This is a genomic window from Geodermatophilus sabuli (genome assembly GCF_010686765.1).
GTDB lineage: Bacteria > Actinomycetota > Actinomycetes > Mycobacteriales > Geodermatophilaceae > Geodermatophilus > Geodermatophilus sabuli_A.
The window spans coordinates 19,693-31,794 of the sequence record NZ_JAAGWF010000023.1; the positions used below are offsets into that span (position 1 = coordinate 19,693).

13 protein-coding genes are annotated in these 12,102 nt (G+C 74.5%); 4 read left to right on the forward strand and 9 right to left on the reverse strand.

Annotation, left to right across the window (positions count from 1 at the left end; all coding sequences use genetic code 11):
* Positions 1-63: 63 nt before the first annotated feature.
* Both cutA and GCU56_RS19380 read left to right on the forward strand, forming a co-directional pair.
* Positions 64-2,484 (forward strand): aerobic carbon-monoxide dehydrogenase large subunit, encoded by a 2,421-nt coding sequence (gene cutA / locus GCU56_RS19375; RefSeq protein WP_163483395.1) that lies wholly within the window; start codon positions 64-66, stop codon positions 2,482-2,484.
* The gene (locus GCU56_RS19380; protein WP_163483396.1) at positions 2,481-3,149 is read left to right on the forward strand and encodes an SRPBCC domain-containing protein; all 669 of its coding nucleotides are present in this window, start codon (positions 2,481-2,483) and stop codon (positions 3,147-3,149) included. The genes cutA and GCU56_RS19380 overlap by 4 nt, the downstream gene beginning before the upstream one ends.
* 90 nt (positions 3,150-3,239) lie before the next feature.
* Here the strand turns inward: GCU56_RS19380 and GCU56_RS19385 are convergent, their stop codons facing one another.
* The 4 genes from GCU56_RS19385 to GCU56_RS19400 all read right to left on the reverse strand — a co-directional run bounded on the left by GCU56_RS19385 (position 3,240) and on the right by GCU56_RS19400 (position 7,141).
* On the reverse strand, positions 3,240-4,166 hold the full coding sequence (locus GCU56_RS19385; RefSeq protein ID WP_163483397.1) for an oxidoreductase: 927 nt from the start codon (positions 4,164-4,166) through the stop codon (positions 3,240-3,242).
* The gene (locus tag GCU56_RS19390; protein ID WP_163483398.1) at positions 4,163-4,717 is read right to left on the reverse strand and encodes a hypothetical protein; all 555 of its coding nucleotides are present in this window, start codon (positions 4,715-4,717) and stop codon (positions 4,163-4,165) included. The genes GCU56_RS19385 and GCU56_RS19390 overlap by 4 nt, the downstream gene beginning before the upstream one ends.
* A 190-nt stretch (positions 4,718-4,907) precedes the next feature.
* Entirely contained in the window at positions 4,908-5,702 is a 795-nt protein-coding gene (locus tag GCU56_RS19395; RefSeq protein ID WP_163483399.1) for a thioesterase family protein, read from the reverse strand.
* A 20-nt stretch (positions 5,703-5,722) separates the two neighbouring features.
* Complete coding sequence (locus GCU56_RS19400; protein ID WP_163483400.1) at positions 5,723-7,141, reverse strand: MFS transporter; 1,419 nt, start codon at positions 7,139-7,141, stop codon at positions 5,723-5,725.
* An 84-nt stretch (positions 7,142-7,225) separates the two neighbouring features.
* On the opposite strand from GCU56_RS19400, the gene GCU56_RS19405 reads away from it, so the two are divergent.
* Complete coding sequence (locus GCU56_RS19405) at positions 7,226-7,666, forward strand: winged helix-turn-helix transcriptional regulator (RefSeq protein WP_163483401.1); 441 nt, start codon at positions 7,226-7,228, stop codon at positions 7,664-7,666.
* A gap of 19 nt (positions 7,667-7,685) precedes the next feature.
* On the opposite strand, the gene GCU56_RS19410 is transcribed toward GCU56_RS19405, so the two are convergent.
* A complete protein-coding gene (locus GCU56_RS19410) occupies positions 7,686-8,420 on the reverse strand; it encodes an SDR family oxidoreductase (protein ID WP_163483402.1) in 735 nt (244 codons plus the stop codon).
* Between the two features lie 136 nt (positions 8,421-8,556).
* Here GCU56_RS19410 and GCU56_RS19415 point away from each other — a divergent pair, with 136 nt between their 5' ends.
* A complete protein-coding gene (locus GCU56_RS19415; RefSeq protein WP_163483403.1) occupies positions 8,557-9,387 on the forward strand; it encodes an SDR family oxidoreductase in 831 nt (276 codons plus the stop codon).
* On the opposite strand, the gene GCU56_RS19420 is transcribed toward GCU56_RS19415, so the two are convergent.
* From GCU56_RS19420 to GCU56_RS19435, 4 genes are read right to left on the reverse strand one after another with little or no spacing between them, the layout of a single operon-like run.
* Positions 9,315-9,800: a hypothetical protein gene (locus tag GCU56_RS19420; protein ID WP_163483404.1), complete on the reverse strand. Its 486-nt coding sequence runs from the start codon at positions 9,798-9,800 to the stop codon at positions 9,315-9,317. The two genes, GCU56_RS19415 and GCU56_RS19420, sit on opposite strands and share 73 nt — an antisense overlap.
* Positions 9,797-10,543 carry an SDR family oxidoreductase gene (locus GCU56_RS19425; RefSeq protein WP_163483405.1) on the reverse strand — a complete coding sequence of 249 codons (747 nt, stop codon included), beginning with the start codon at positions 10,541-10,543 and terminating at the stop codon, positions 9,797-9,799. Before GCU56_RS19425 ends, GCU56_RS19420 begins: the two co-directional genes overlap by 4 nt.
* Positions 10,544-10,559: 16 nt before the next feature.
* Positions 10,560-11,501 carry an RNA polymerase sigma-70 factor gene (locus tag GCU56_RS19430; protein WP_204332466.1) on the reverse strand — a complete coding sequence of 314 codons (942 nt, stop codon included), beginning with the start codon at positions 11,499-11,501 and terminating at the stop codon, positions 10,560-10,562.
* The gene (locus GCU56_RS19435; protein WP_163483406.1) at positions 11,498-12,094 is read right to left on the reverse strand and encodes a TetR/AcrR family transcriptional regulator; all 597 of its coding nucleotides are present in this window, start codon (positions 12,092-12,094) and stop codon (positions 11,498-11,500) included. Before GCU56_RS19435 ends, GCU56_RS19430 begins: the two co-directional genes overlap by 4 nt.
* Between the last annotated feature and the right edge of the window lie 8 nt (positions 12,095-12,102).

Sequence of the window (12,102 nt, forward strand, 5' to 3'; positions counted from 1 at the left end):
GGGTTTCCGCGGAAGAGCCCGGGGGACTTTCGGCGCCGAAAGTCCCGAAACAGGGGGGCGGTCGTGACGACGAAGCTGTTCGGCGAGCCGGTCCGCCGGCGCGAGGACGCCCGGCTGATCGTCGGCAGGGGCCGCTACCTCGACGACATCGGGCACACCGCCCTGGCCGCTGCCTTCGTGCGGTCGCCGCACGCGCACGCCCGCATCACCGGGATCGACGTCGACGGCGCCCTGGACGTCGAGGGTCTGGTCGCGATCTACACCTACGAGGACCTGACCGGCCCGATGGCCGAGCCGCTGCCGGTGCTGATCCCGCACCCGCAGCTGACCGAGCCGCGCACCGGCTACCCGCTGGCCCGCGAGGTCGTGCGGCACGTCGGTGAGCCGGTGGTCATGGTGGTCGCCACCGACCGGTACGTCGCGGAGGACGCCGCCGAGCGGATCGTCGTCACCTACGACGAACTGCCGGTCGTCGTGGGCGTCGACGCCGCGTACGAGGCGCGGGCCGCCGTGCACGACGACGTACCGGACAACGTGGCCGCCCGTCACCACCAGGAGACCGGGGACGTCGAGCCGGCGCTGGCCGCGAGCCCCCGCACGCTGAGCTTCACCCAGTACATCGAGCGCAGCGCCAGCATGCCGATGGAGGGCCGGGGCGTGCACGCGCGCTGGGACGCCGACGACCGGTCACTCCGGGTCTACTCGAGCACCCAGGCCTCGACGTCGGTGCGCGCGGCGATCGCGGCGAAGCTGGACCTGTCGCTGGACACGGTGGAGGTCATCGCGCCGGACGTCGGAGGTGGCTTCGGCGTGAAGATCGTGCACCCGTGGCCCGAGGAGCTGCTGGTGCCGATGGCGGCCATCGCGCTGGGCCAGGAGGTGAAGTGGGCCGAGGACCGCCGCGAGCACTTCATCTCGTCGGCCCACGAGCGGCAGCAGCGCCAGGACGTCACCGTCGGCTTCGACGACGAGGGCAGGGTCACCGCCCTCGACGTCCACGTGCTGCACGACAACGGCGCGTACACCCCCTACGGGATCATCGTGCCGATCATCACCGCCACCCAGCTGGTGGGCCCGTACGTGATCCCCGTCTACCGGGTGCGCGTGGACAGCGTCTACACCAACACCGTCATCGTCACGCCGTACCGCGGCGCCGGGCGGCCGCAGGCCTGCTACGCGATGGAGCGGACGATGGACCGCATCGCCGACGAGCTCGGGCTCGACCGCGCCGTCGTCCGCGAGCGGAACCTGATCCAGCCCGACCAGTTCCCCTACGACCACCACCTGACGTTCCAGGACGGCCGGCCGGTCATCTACGACTCGGGCGACTACCCGGGGCTGCTCGACAAGCTGCGGACGCTGGCGGACTGGTCGTCGGCCGACGTGCTCCGGGACGAGGCCGCGGCACGCGGGAAGCTGCTCGGCATCGGGATGGCGATGTACGTGGAGGGCACCGGGCCCGGGCCGTACGAGGGCGGGCACGTCCAGGTGCTCGGCAGCGGCAAGGTGCTGGTGTCGACCGGGCTGACGTCGCAGGGACAGGGGCACGAGACGGCGTTCGCGCAGATCGTGGCCTCGGAGCTCGGAGTGCCCATCGAGGACGTCGAGGTGACCACCGGCGACACCCGGCGCTTCGCGTACGCCGTCGGCACCTTCGCCTCGCGGGCCGCGGTGATGAGCGGGAACGCCATCGCGCTGGCCGCCCGCGGCGTGCGGGAGAAGGCCCTGCGGATCGCCGCCGACGTCCTCGAGGCCGATCCGGGCGACCTGGAGATCGACGAGGGCCTGGTGCAGGTGCGCGGGACGCCGGGGGCCTCGATCCCGCTGCGGACGGTCGCCGTCCTCTCCAACCCGCTGCGCTACGCGTTCGACGAGGCCGCGAAGCAGGCGACCCAGTTCACGACGCACGACGACTCCAAGCCGCCGGTGGCCGAGGGGGATGCGCCCGGCCTGGAGCACCGCGACTACTACTCGCCGATCCGGTCGACGTTCGCGTCCGGCGCGCACGCGGCGGTCGTGGAGATCGACCCGGAGACGTGGGAGATCGACGTCGTGCGGTACGCCGTCGTGCACGACTGCGGCAACGTGGTGAACCCGATGATCGTCGAGGGCCAGGTGCACGGCGGTGTGGCCCAGGGCGTGGCCGGCGCGTTGTACGAGCGGATGGCCTACGACGCGGACGGGCAGCTGCAGAACGCCTCGTACATGGACTTCCTCATGCCCTACGCCTCCGAGGTGCCCGACGTCGACATCGACCACCAGCAGACGCCGTCGCCGCTGAACCCGCTGGGGATCAAGGGCGCCGGTGAGGCCGGCGTCATCCCGGGGACGGCGGCGATCGCGTCGGCGATCGAGGACGCGGTGGGACGGCGGATCACCTCGATGCCCATCTCCCCCACCGAGCTGTACGACCTGATGCGTTCCGAGGACTCGGAGACGACCGCCACGGCCGCGCGCCGGGCGGGGACTGGAGTGATGGCGTGAACCTCGACGGCTCTGCGGTGCTCTCGGCCGACCCGGAGAGGGTGTGGGCGGTCATCACCGACCCGGCCGTGCTGGCGCGGACGATCCCGGGCTGCGAGTCGCTGGAGCAGGTCGGGGACGACGAGTACAAGCTGAACGTCTCGGTCGGCGTCGGCGCGATCCGTGGGACGTACGCCGGCGAGGTGCGGCTGTCGGACAAACAGCACCCGAAGTCCTACGTCATGCACGCGTCGGGTGCCGGTGCGCCGGGGAACGCCCGGGCGACGGTGACCATCAACCTCGAGCCCGGCGAGCATGGGACGACGAACCTCACCTACTCCGCCGACGCCGTGATCGGCGGCCCGGTCGCGGGTGTGGGCCAGCGGATGATCACCGGCGTCGCCAAGCGGATGGCCGGGCAGTTCTTCTCGGCCATCGACGGCGAGCTGACCGGTGCCGTCGTGCCGATCGGCGCTGCGCCCTCCGCTGCGGCTGCGACGACGAGCGACGCCTCGCTGGTGGTCGGCGGCGCACCGGTCGCTGCTGCGGGTCGGACGTTCACCGGCAGGGCAGCGGCTCCGGCGCCGGCCGGCGACGCCAAGACGCTGCTCCTCGGGGCGGTCGGCGGCGCGGTCCTGACCCTCGTCGGCGTCCTCGTCGGCTACCGCCTGGGCCGCCGTCACTGACCCGGCATCGCGGGCCCCGTCGGAGAATGCCTCGAGCCGACGACGGGTCCGGACCGCAGCGGCCGGGACAGCGCCGCACGCGCCCCGAGGTCACCCTGCGACGCGCACGGGCATCCCGGTCTCCTGCTCGGAGACCTGCCACAGGACGTCGATCTGCTCCTGCAGCTCATGGCGGCGGAGGACCGGGCGGCGGACCGCGGGCCCGTGCGAGCCGAAGCGGGGCGCGTACAGCTCAGCGCCCGTCGCTCGCGGGTCCGTGGCCGCCCGCAGCTGGGGACGCGCGCCCTCGCGCGGGGTCATCCCCGACCGTGCCGTCAGCACCTCGAAGAACGGGCCCAGCCGGCCTCCGCCGCCCTCACGCACCGTCCGCGCCTGCAGGTCGGTGTTCGTCAGCCCCGGGTGCGCGAGCAGCGACGAAGCCCTGACTCCGGCCCGGTCGAACAGCTGCTGCAGGCCCAGGCCGAAGTGCAGGTTGGCCATCTTCGACCGGGCGTACGCCGCCCACGGGCCGTAGTCCCGCCGCAGGTGCGGGTCGGCCGGGTCCAACCGCTTCGCCCGGTGCCGGGCGGTCGACGTCACCGTCACCACGCGCGCCGCCGGAGCAGCCAGCAGCGCCGGCATCAGGTGGGCGGTGAGGGCCCAGTGCCCCAGGTGGTTGACGCCGAACTGCATCTCGAAGCCGTCGACCGTCTCCCGCTGCGGCATCGCCATCACCCCGGCGTTGTTCACCAGGACGTCGACGCGATCGTGGCCGGCCAGCACCTGCTCCGCGGCCGCGCGAACCACCGACAGGTCGCCCAGGTCCAGCGGCACCACCTCCAGCGAGGCCGCCGGATGGCGCTCGGCGATCCGCGCCACCGCCGCCGTGGTCTTCGACCGGTCACGCGCGGCCACCACCACGTGCGCGCCCGCCCCCGCCAGCGCCAGCGCCGTCTGGAAGCCGAGCCCGCCGTTCGCGCCGGTCACCACGGCGGTGCGTCCGGTGAGATCCGGGATGTCCGCCTCGGTCCAGCTCACGCGGCCCGCGCCTCGGCACGCACCTGCACCGCCGTCAGCACCTCCCAGCGGATCGCCGTGCTGCCCGGCTGCACGAACCGCCAGTAGAGGGCGAACCGCCGGCGGGTCGTCGGATCGGTCGCCAGCACGCGGGTCTCCGAGCTCAGCTCCGTGCCGCCCCGGACCGGCGTCAGCCGGAAGTCCATGACCGCCTTCACCCAGCCCGGCCGGATCCAGCGCTGCAGGTCCTCCGCGTCCAGTGCCGGTGGCTGCTCGCCGCCGCCCAGCCGCCAGGCCTGCAGCACACCGCCGAAGACGACCGACTCGGGCGCCGACGACGCGAGCACCGGCACGGGCAGCGCCTCGAGGAACGGCCGGTCGCGCAGCCGGCCGAGACCCTTGCCCGACAGCAGCACCGGCAGGAAGCGGACCGCGCCGAGGGCCACGGTCACCGGCAGCCCGGAGAGCTTCACCTCGTGCAGGGCGTCCCACACCGCCTCCGGCGGCGCGTCGACCCACCGAGACTGCCGGGTCACGTGGTGGCTGTTCGGCAGGACGTCGTCGAGTTCCACGCTCGTCTTCCTTCCCGCAGCACCGGCGCGCACGCATGGAGCGGCGCAGGTCACCCCTCGCGGCGCCGGGTCGCCTTGCGGCAGCCGGCCAGCAGATGCGCGCCCCGCTCGGTGAGTTCCTCGCGCAACCACTCCTCCGGGACGTCCGGCGGGTGCCACCGGGCCCCGCCCGGCCGGCTGCGCGCGGTCCTCAGAGCGCCGGCAGGCGGCGGGTCTGCCGCCCCCACGCCACCAGCGAGCCGTCGACCGCGCGCAGCTCGACGTCGTCCACCGCGACGTCGGCGTCCGCCCAGGCCGTCCGCTGGTCCACCCGCACCCACGCGCCCGTGGCCGGCGGCGGGCCGGCCAGGTGGGCGGTGAGCTCGACCGTCGGCATGGCCGCCGGCACCGTCCGGACGGCGAACAGGGACGGCGGCAGCGCGTCGAGCAGCACGCCCAACTGGACCAGGGGCGCGAGCCCGCCGCGCACGCGGACCCACGCGTGCAGCCGCGGCTCCGACCCACCCGCCAGCGGCCGCGACGGTCCGAGCGCCCGGATCTCGGTGTGCTCGGCGATCGGCACGTAGTCGCGGGGCAGCTCGAACGGGACGCCGTCCTCCGGCCGGTAGCCGTCCCCGGGCGGGTACGGCTCGACCACGGGGGTGGCCGGGCGCGCCAGGGTGAGCACCTGCGCGACGGCCCGCAGACCGCCGTCCTGCAGCAGCTCGGCGCGCACGCTGCCGGTCCGGCCGTCCCGGTCGGAGCTGGTGGTGAGCCGGACCGGCTCGTCCGGTACCACGCCGCCCAGCAGGTGCGCGGTCACCGCCCGCGGCGAGGCCCCGGCGTGCGACGCGGCCGCCTCGAGGAGGTGGCCCACGACCAGGCCGCCCTGGATGCTGCTGAACGAGCGCCAGCTCGGGTCGAAGACCAGCCCGGCCTGCTGCACCGTCGTCACCGCGACTGCCCGACGCCGTGGGCCGAGGGCGGTGGTGGAGCTCAGGTCCATGCTTCCTCCGGCGGTAGCGGTCAGCGGGTGCGTGCCGGGGCGGCCCGCAACTCCGGGTGGTGGCCCCGGCCGACGGCCAGCGCCAGGGCGCTCGCGACGGCGGCCAGGACGATGACGAGCAGCCATCCGCGGTCCGCGGTGGGCAGGGAGGTGCCGTCGCCGGCCACGACGGCGAGCAGCAGGGCGACCCCGAGCGTCGCGCCGAGCTGCCGGGCCGCGCCGAAGGTCGCCGTCCCGGTGGCCAGGGCGGCGGGCGGGAGCGACGAGGAGGCCGCCGCCGAGAGGTTGGTGAGGGTCAGCCCGACGCCGAGGCCGGTGAGCACCTGGCCGGGAAGGAGATCGGTGACGTAGTGCGCCTCGACACCCACCTGCGTCACCCACCACAGGGACCCGAGGGCGAACAGCGCCGTCCCGGCCGCCGCCACCACACCGCAGCCGACTCGGGCGCCGAGCCGGCCGGCGGGGACGGCGGAGACCGCGGCGAGCAGCGGCCCGGGGACCAGCGCGAACCCGGCCGTGATCGGTGACCAGCCCCAGCCGCCGGTCAGCCACAGCACGTTGCCGAGCAGCATCGCCGCGAAGGCCGCCATGAACGCCGCGATCGACAGGCAGCCCAGGGCGAAGGGACGCGACCGGAAGAGCGGCAGCGGGAGCACCGGCACGGTGCCGCCCGGCGCCCGCGCGGCACGCACGACGACCAGGGCGCCGGCGAGCACCGCGGCGACCAGCGAGACGAGGACGACGCGGCTGCTCCAGCCGCGCTCCGGCGCGTCGACCAGCCCGTAGGCCAGGAGTCCGACGGCGAGCACGAGCAGCGCCGTCCCGACGACGTCCGGCCGGCGGGTCTCCGCCTCGTCCCGGGACTCCGGCAGCACGCGCAGGCCCACGACCAGGGCGGCGATCCCCACGGGGAGGTTGACGAGGAAGACCCAGCGCCACGACGCCTCGACCAGCAGGCCGCCGATGGGCGGGCCGAGCGCGGCGGCCACCCCGCCGACGGCCGACCAGACGCCGATGGCGTGCGCGCGTCTGGCCGGCGGGAAGGTGTGCAGGAGCAGGGCCAGCGACGTCGCCGTCACCATGGCGGCGCCGACGGACTGGACGACCCGGAAGGCGACCAGGCTGCCCACGCCCCAGGCGAGCGCGCAGCCCAGCGAGCCGAGGCTGAAGGTGACGAGCCCGCTCAGGAACACGCGGCGGCGGCCGATGCGGTCGGCGACGCGGCCGGCCGGCGCCAGGAGCGCGGCGAACCCGATCGTGTAGCCGTTGAGCACCCACGACAGCGCCGCGGTGGACGCGTCGAGCGCCCGGCCCAGCTCGGGGAAGGCGACGTTGACGATGAACAGGTCGAGGCTGGCGAGGAAGACCGCCGCCGAGACCACCAGCAGCACGAGCCCGGATCGGGTGGCGCTCGGGGTGCGCTGCTCCGTCGCCGCCATGGTCCCCGCCTCCCTGACGGTTCGGAAGTCGAACCGATTGCGCAGGACCGTACCCGAGTCAGTTCGACATGCGAACCTTGAGGCATGACGACACGGCTGGACGAGCTGCCGGGACGGCGCTGCTCCATCGCGGGGGCGCTCGACGTGGTGGGTGACCGGTGGGCGCTGCTCGTCGTCCGCGAGGTGTCGCTGGGCGCGCACAGGTTCGGCGAGATCCTCCGCGGCACCGGCGCACCGCGGGAACGGCTGGCGGCGCGGCTGACCGCGCTGGTCGACGCGGGCGTGCTCGAGCGCCGGGAGTACAGCCGGAACCCGCCCCGCTCGGACTACCACCTGACCCGCTCCGGGCGGGACCTGCTGCCGGTGCTGCAGGCCCTCATGCAGTGGGGCGACCGGCACGTGGCCGACGTCCCGCCCGTGGAGCTGCACCACCACGGCCACCGGATCCAGGCGTCCTGGGTGTGCGACACCTGCGGCGAGCGGGTGGGTCGGGACACCGAGCGGCACGTGACGCACGAGGGCTGACCCGCTCCGCGCCCGAGGATCAGCCGGCCAGGTGCTCCTCGAACGTGACGCGGCCGTACGGCGGACCGGGGACGAGGTCGTGCCCCGCCCGGTACCCGCTGAAGACCTCGCCCGGCAGCCGGACGGCGACGACCCGGCGCCGGAGGCCCCGGTGCGCAGCCCACACCCGGGCCAGCTGCGGCAGGGCACGGACGGCGGGGCCGCCGATGTCCGGCACCCGACCGCCCGGCGCGGACGACGCCAGCTCGACCAGCCGGTCGGCGACCTCCGCCGGAGCGATCGGCTGCACGTCGAAGGACGGCGCCAGGAGGACGGGCAGCCGGCGCTGGACGGTGAACAGCTGGTCCACCAGGGTGTGGAACTGGGTGGCCCGCAGGATCGTGTTCGGCACGCCTGAGGCCGCCACGAGCCCCTCGATCTCGACCTTGTCCCGGTAGTAGCCGAGCGGGATGTCGTCGATCCCCACGATCGACATCAGCACCAGGTGCTCGACGCGGGCTGCACGAGCGGCGTCGAGCAGGGTGCGCGCGATGACGGCGTCCTTGCGCCGCAGGCCCGTCGCCAGGTGCACGACGACCGACGCCCCGGTCACCGCCGCAGCGACGCCCTCGCCGGTGAGCAGGTCGCCGGTGACCAGACCCGGTCCACTGCGCCGGCTCAGAGCCCGCACGTCGTGCCCCGCGGCACGCAGCCGGTCGACCGTCGGTCTGCCGAGCGTGCCCGTCGAACCCGTCACCAGCACGGTCGTCGCCATCGGCCCGATCCTGTCAGCCGCGCGAGCCGGTGCCGACGGAACACGGTGCGGGCTCCACGTGCTGTCGACCTGCGGAGGCAGCCGGTGGACGACGCCGGCCACGACCGCCCTCCCCCGACTGTTCGAGGAGAAGTCCATGGCCAAGACCTGGTTCATCACCGGCGCGTCCCGCGGTTTCGGCAAGGAGTGGGCGATCGCCGCTCTCGAGCGCGGTGACACCGTCGCCGCCACCGCCCGTGATCCGCAGGCCCTCGACGACCTCGTGCAGCAGTTCGGCGACGAGGTGCTGCCGCTCCGGCTCGACGTCGGCGACCGCGACGCCGTGTTCGCCGCCGTGGCGGACGCCCACGACCGCTTCGGCCGGCTCGACGTCGTCGTCAACAACGCCGGCTACGGCCAGTTCGGGATGATCGAGGAGATCTCCGAGGCCGAGGCCCGCGCCCAGTTCGACACCAACGTGTTCGGCGCCCTCTTCGTCACCCAGGCGGCGCTGCCCTACCTCCGCGAGCAGGGCTCCGGTCACTTCCTGCAGGTCAGCAGCATCGGCGGGATCAGCGCCTTCCCGAACATCGGCATCTACAACGCCTCCAAGTGGGCGCTCGAGGCGTTCAGCCAGTCGCTGGCCGCGGAGGTCGCCGACTTCGGCATCAAGGTCACGATCATCGAGCCGGGCGCCTTCGGCACCGACTGGGGTGGCTCGTCCGCCAGGCACGCCGAGCCGAACCCGGCCTACGACGCCTACCGCGAGAAGGCCGCCGAGCAGCGCAAGGCCCGCGCCGGCAACCCCGGCGACCCGGTCGCCACGCGGGACGCCGTCCTCCAGGTGGTCGACGCCGAGGACCCGCCGCTCCGGATCTTCCTCGGCGACGGCCCGCTGACGATCGCCACCCGCGACTACGAGTCCCGGCTGGCCACCTGGCGCGCGTGGGAGCCGCTGTCGATCGCCGCCCACGGGTCCACCGCCTGAGCCGGCGCCGGGTCGTGCCCGCCGGGGAGGGTCAGCGCAGCGACGACCAGCAACGCGGCGGGCACGACGACGGCAGCGACCAGCGTGCCCGCCAGCACCGTGGCCTCCACGTCGCTCGCACCGTGCAGGTGCCCCAGGTGGAAGGCCAGGTGCGGGACGGCGAACGCGAGGTAGGCCAGCAGGGCCACCACGACGATCCGTCGCTCCAGCCAGATCCCGGCGGCGGCGAGCACCAGCGCCAACCCGAGGGTCGCACCCCCGAAGTCGCGCATCAGGTGCTCGCTGAACGGCGGGGTCAGGTCGACGGTCGGGACGTCGGCGTAGAAGCTCGCCGGGAACGCCACCGTCCACACCCCCAGCACCAGCTCGACGGCGGCGAAGCCGAGCAGGCCCGCCCGCAGCAGGCCCTTCACCGGGTCACCCGCTCGGTGAGCGCGTCCTCGAACGTCGTCCGGCCGTACTCCGGTCCCGGTACGAGCGCGTGCCCCGCCGCGTAGGCGCCGAAGAGCCGGCCGGGCAGCGCCAGCGGCACGACGGGGCGGCGGCTGCCCGTCGCCCGGGTCCACACGCGCGCCAGGTCGCGCACGGTGCGCCGCTCCGGCCCGCCGATGTCCGGCACGCGACCCGCGGGTGCACCGCCGGCCAGCTCGGCCAGCCGATCGGCCACGTCCTCGACGGCGATCGGCTGCAGCGGGAACGTCAGGCCGACGACCACCGGCGAGAAGCGCTGCGCGGTGAACATCTCGGCGACGAACGGGTGGAACTGCGTGGCGCGGAGGATCGTCCACGGCACGCCGGACTCGCGCACCAGGCGTTCGATCACCACCTTGTCGCGGTAGTAGCGCAGCGGGATGTCCTCGATGCCGACGATCGAGATCAGCACCAGGTGCGCCACCCCGGCGTCGGCGCTCGCGGCCAGCAGCCGCTCGGTCGCGGCGACGTCCCCCGTGCCCGCCTTGCCCGTGGCCAGGTGGACGACGGTGTCGGCGCCGGCCAGGGCCGCGCGCAGTCCCTCTCCGGTGAGCAGGTCCCCGGTCGTCAGGCCGGGGCCCGCACGCCTGCTCAGTGCTCGGACGTCGTGCCCTGCTGCCTGCAGGGCGGCGACGGTGGGCCGGCCGAGCCGGCCGGTGGATCCGGTGACCAGGATGGTCCTCATGGGTGTTCTCCCTTCCTCACCCCCCAGGACCGGGCAGCCCACCGATCCGTGACAGCTGCTCCGCGGCGAAGGCGAGCTTCTCCGGGTTGAGCACCATGTCCAGCCCGGTGAACCGTTCGCCGTCGGTGTGCAGGAACCAGATCGCCCGGAGCTCGCCGCCGGCCATGGCCACCACGGCAGGAGCCCCGTTGACCTCGGTGAACGCCGCCGAGACCCCGTCGGTGAACTTCGCGAACGTCCCGGCGACGTAGCGGGCCACCGTCGACCGGCCCCGCACCGGGCGGCGGGCGGCGTTGACGACACCGCCGCCGTCGGCGCGGGACACGACGTCGTCGGCGAGCAGCGCCTCCAGGGCGGCGATGTCGCCGTCGCGCGCGGCGCCGAGGAACCGCTGCACGAGCGCGCGCCACCGCACGGGGTCCACCGGCCGTGCCCCGTCGGCGCCGCGGTCGACGTCGAGGTGCCGGCGGGCCCGCGCGTGCAGCTGGCGCGCGTTCGCCTCCGACGTCCCGATCAGCTCGGCCACCTCTCGAGCGCTGTAGGCGAAGGCCTCGCGCAGCACGTACGCCGCGCGTTCGGCCGGCGCCAGCCGCTCCATCAGCGCGAGCAGGGCCACCGAGACGCTCTCCCGCGCGACGACGTCGTCCAGCGGGCCGAGGGCGTCCGGCGACGCGGTGCCGGTGAGGACCGGCTCGGGCAGCCACGGTCCGGCGTACACCTCGCGCCGGGCGCGCGCGGAGGTGAGCGCGGTCAGGCAGAGGTTCGTGACCGTGCGGACGAGGTACGCCTCGGGGTCGGCGACCCCGGCGGCGTCCACGGTCCGCCAGCGCAGCCAGGCGTCCTGGACGGCGTCCTCGGCGTCGGCCGCCGAACCCAGCATCCGGTAGGCGATGCCGAACATCCTGGACCGCTGCGCCTGGAACGCATCGAACCCGTCCACCGCCGTCCCGCCGGTCACCGGGAGCTCCGGGCCGGCGACACGAAGGGGACCAGCACCTCGTCGACGATCTGGACGACGACCTCGTCGTCGATGGGGTCACCGGTGATCAGGAAGCGGTGCCAGAGGATGCCCTGCCCGAGCTCGCGGGCGATCTCGACGGGGACGTCGGGCCGGACGTCGCCACGGTCGATGCCGCGGGCCAGCAGGTCGGCCATCTCGCGCTTGCGCCAGCCGATCACGCCCTCGCGGAAGGCGGCGGCGAAGTCGGGGTCCTGCGCCATCGCCGCGACGATCGCCTGGATGACCCGGCTGCCCGGCCCGGTGAGGACGGCGGCCCAGCCGCGCAGGATCGCCAGCATGTCGGTGCGGTAGCTGCCGGTGTCCTCGGCCGGGATCGCCCCGGTGGCGCGGCGCAGCAGGACGTCCCGCAGGAGTGCCGCCCGGTCCGGCCACCGCCGGTAGAGCACGGGCTTGCTCGTGCCGGCGCGGGCTGCGACCGCCTCCATCGTGACGGCGTCGGCTCCCTTCTCGACGACGATCGCCATGACGGCCGCCTCGATGGCCGCCGTCACCTCCGTTCCGCGACGGCGCGGGGCCCGGACCTGCGTCATCGCACACC

What these genes read in the sequence shown, in the direction of transcription:
- GCU56_RS19395 (WP_163483399.1), bottom strand. Translation starts at nt 5,702, where the DNA reads ATGGACCTGAGCTCCACCACCGCCCTCGGCCCACGGCGTCGGGCAGTC.
- GCU56_RS19400 (WP_163483400.1), bottom strand. Translation starts at nt 7,141, where the DNA reads ATGGCGGCGACGGAGCAGCGCACCCCGAGCGCCACCCGATCCGGGCTC.
- GCU56_RS19405 (WP_163483401.1), top strand. Translation starts at nt 7,226, where the DNA reads ATGACGACACGGCTGGACGAGCTGCCGGGACGGCGCTGCTCCATCGCG.
- GCU56_RS19410 (WP_163483402.1), bottom strand. Translation starts at nt 8,420, where the DNA reads ATGGCGACGACCGTGCTGGTGACGGGTTCGACGGGCACGCTCGGCAGA.
- GCU56_RS19415 (WP_163483403.1), top strand. Translation starts at nt 8,557, where the DNA reads ATGGCCAAGACCTGGTTCATCACCGGCGCGTCCCGCGGTTTCGGCAAG.
- GCU56_RS19425 (WP_163483405.1), bottom strand. Translation starts at nt 10,543, where the DNA reads ATGAGGACCATCCTGGTCACCGGATCCACCGGCCGGCTCGGCCGGCCC.
- GCU56_RS19435 (WP_163483406.1), bottom strand. Translation starts at nt 12,094, where the DNA reads ATGACGCAGGTCCGGGCCCCGCGCCGTCGCGGAACGGAGGTGACGGCG.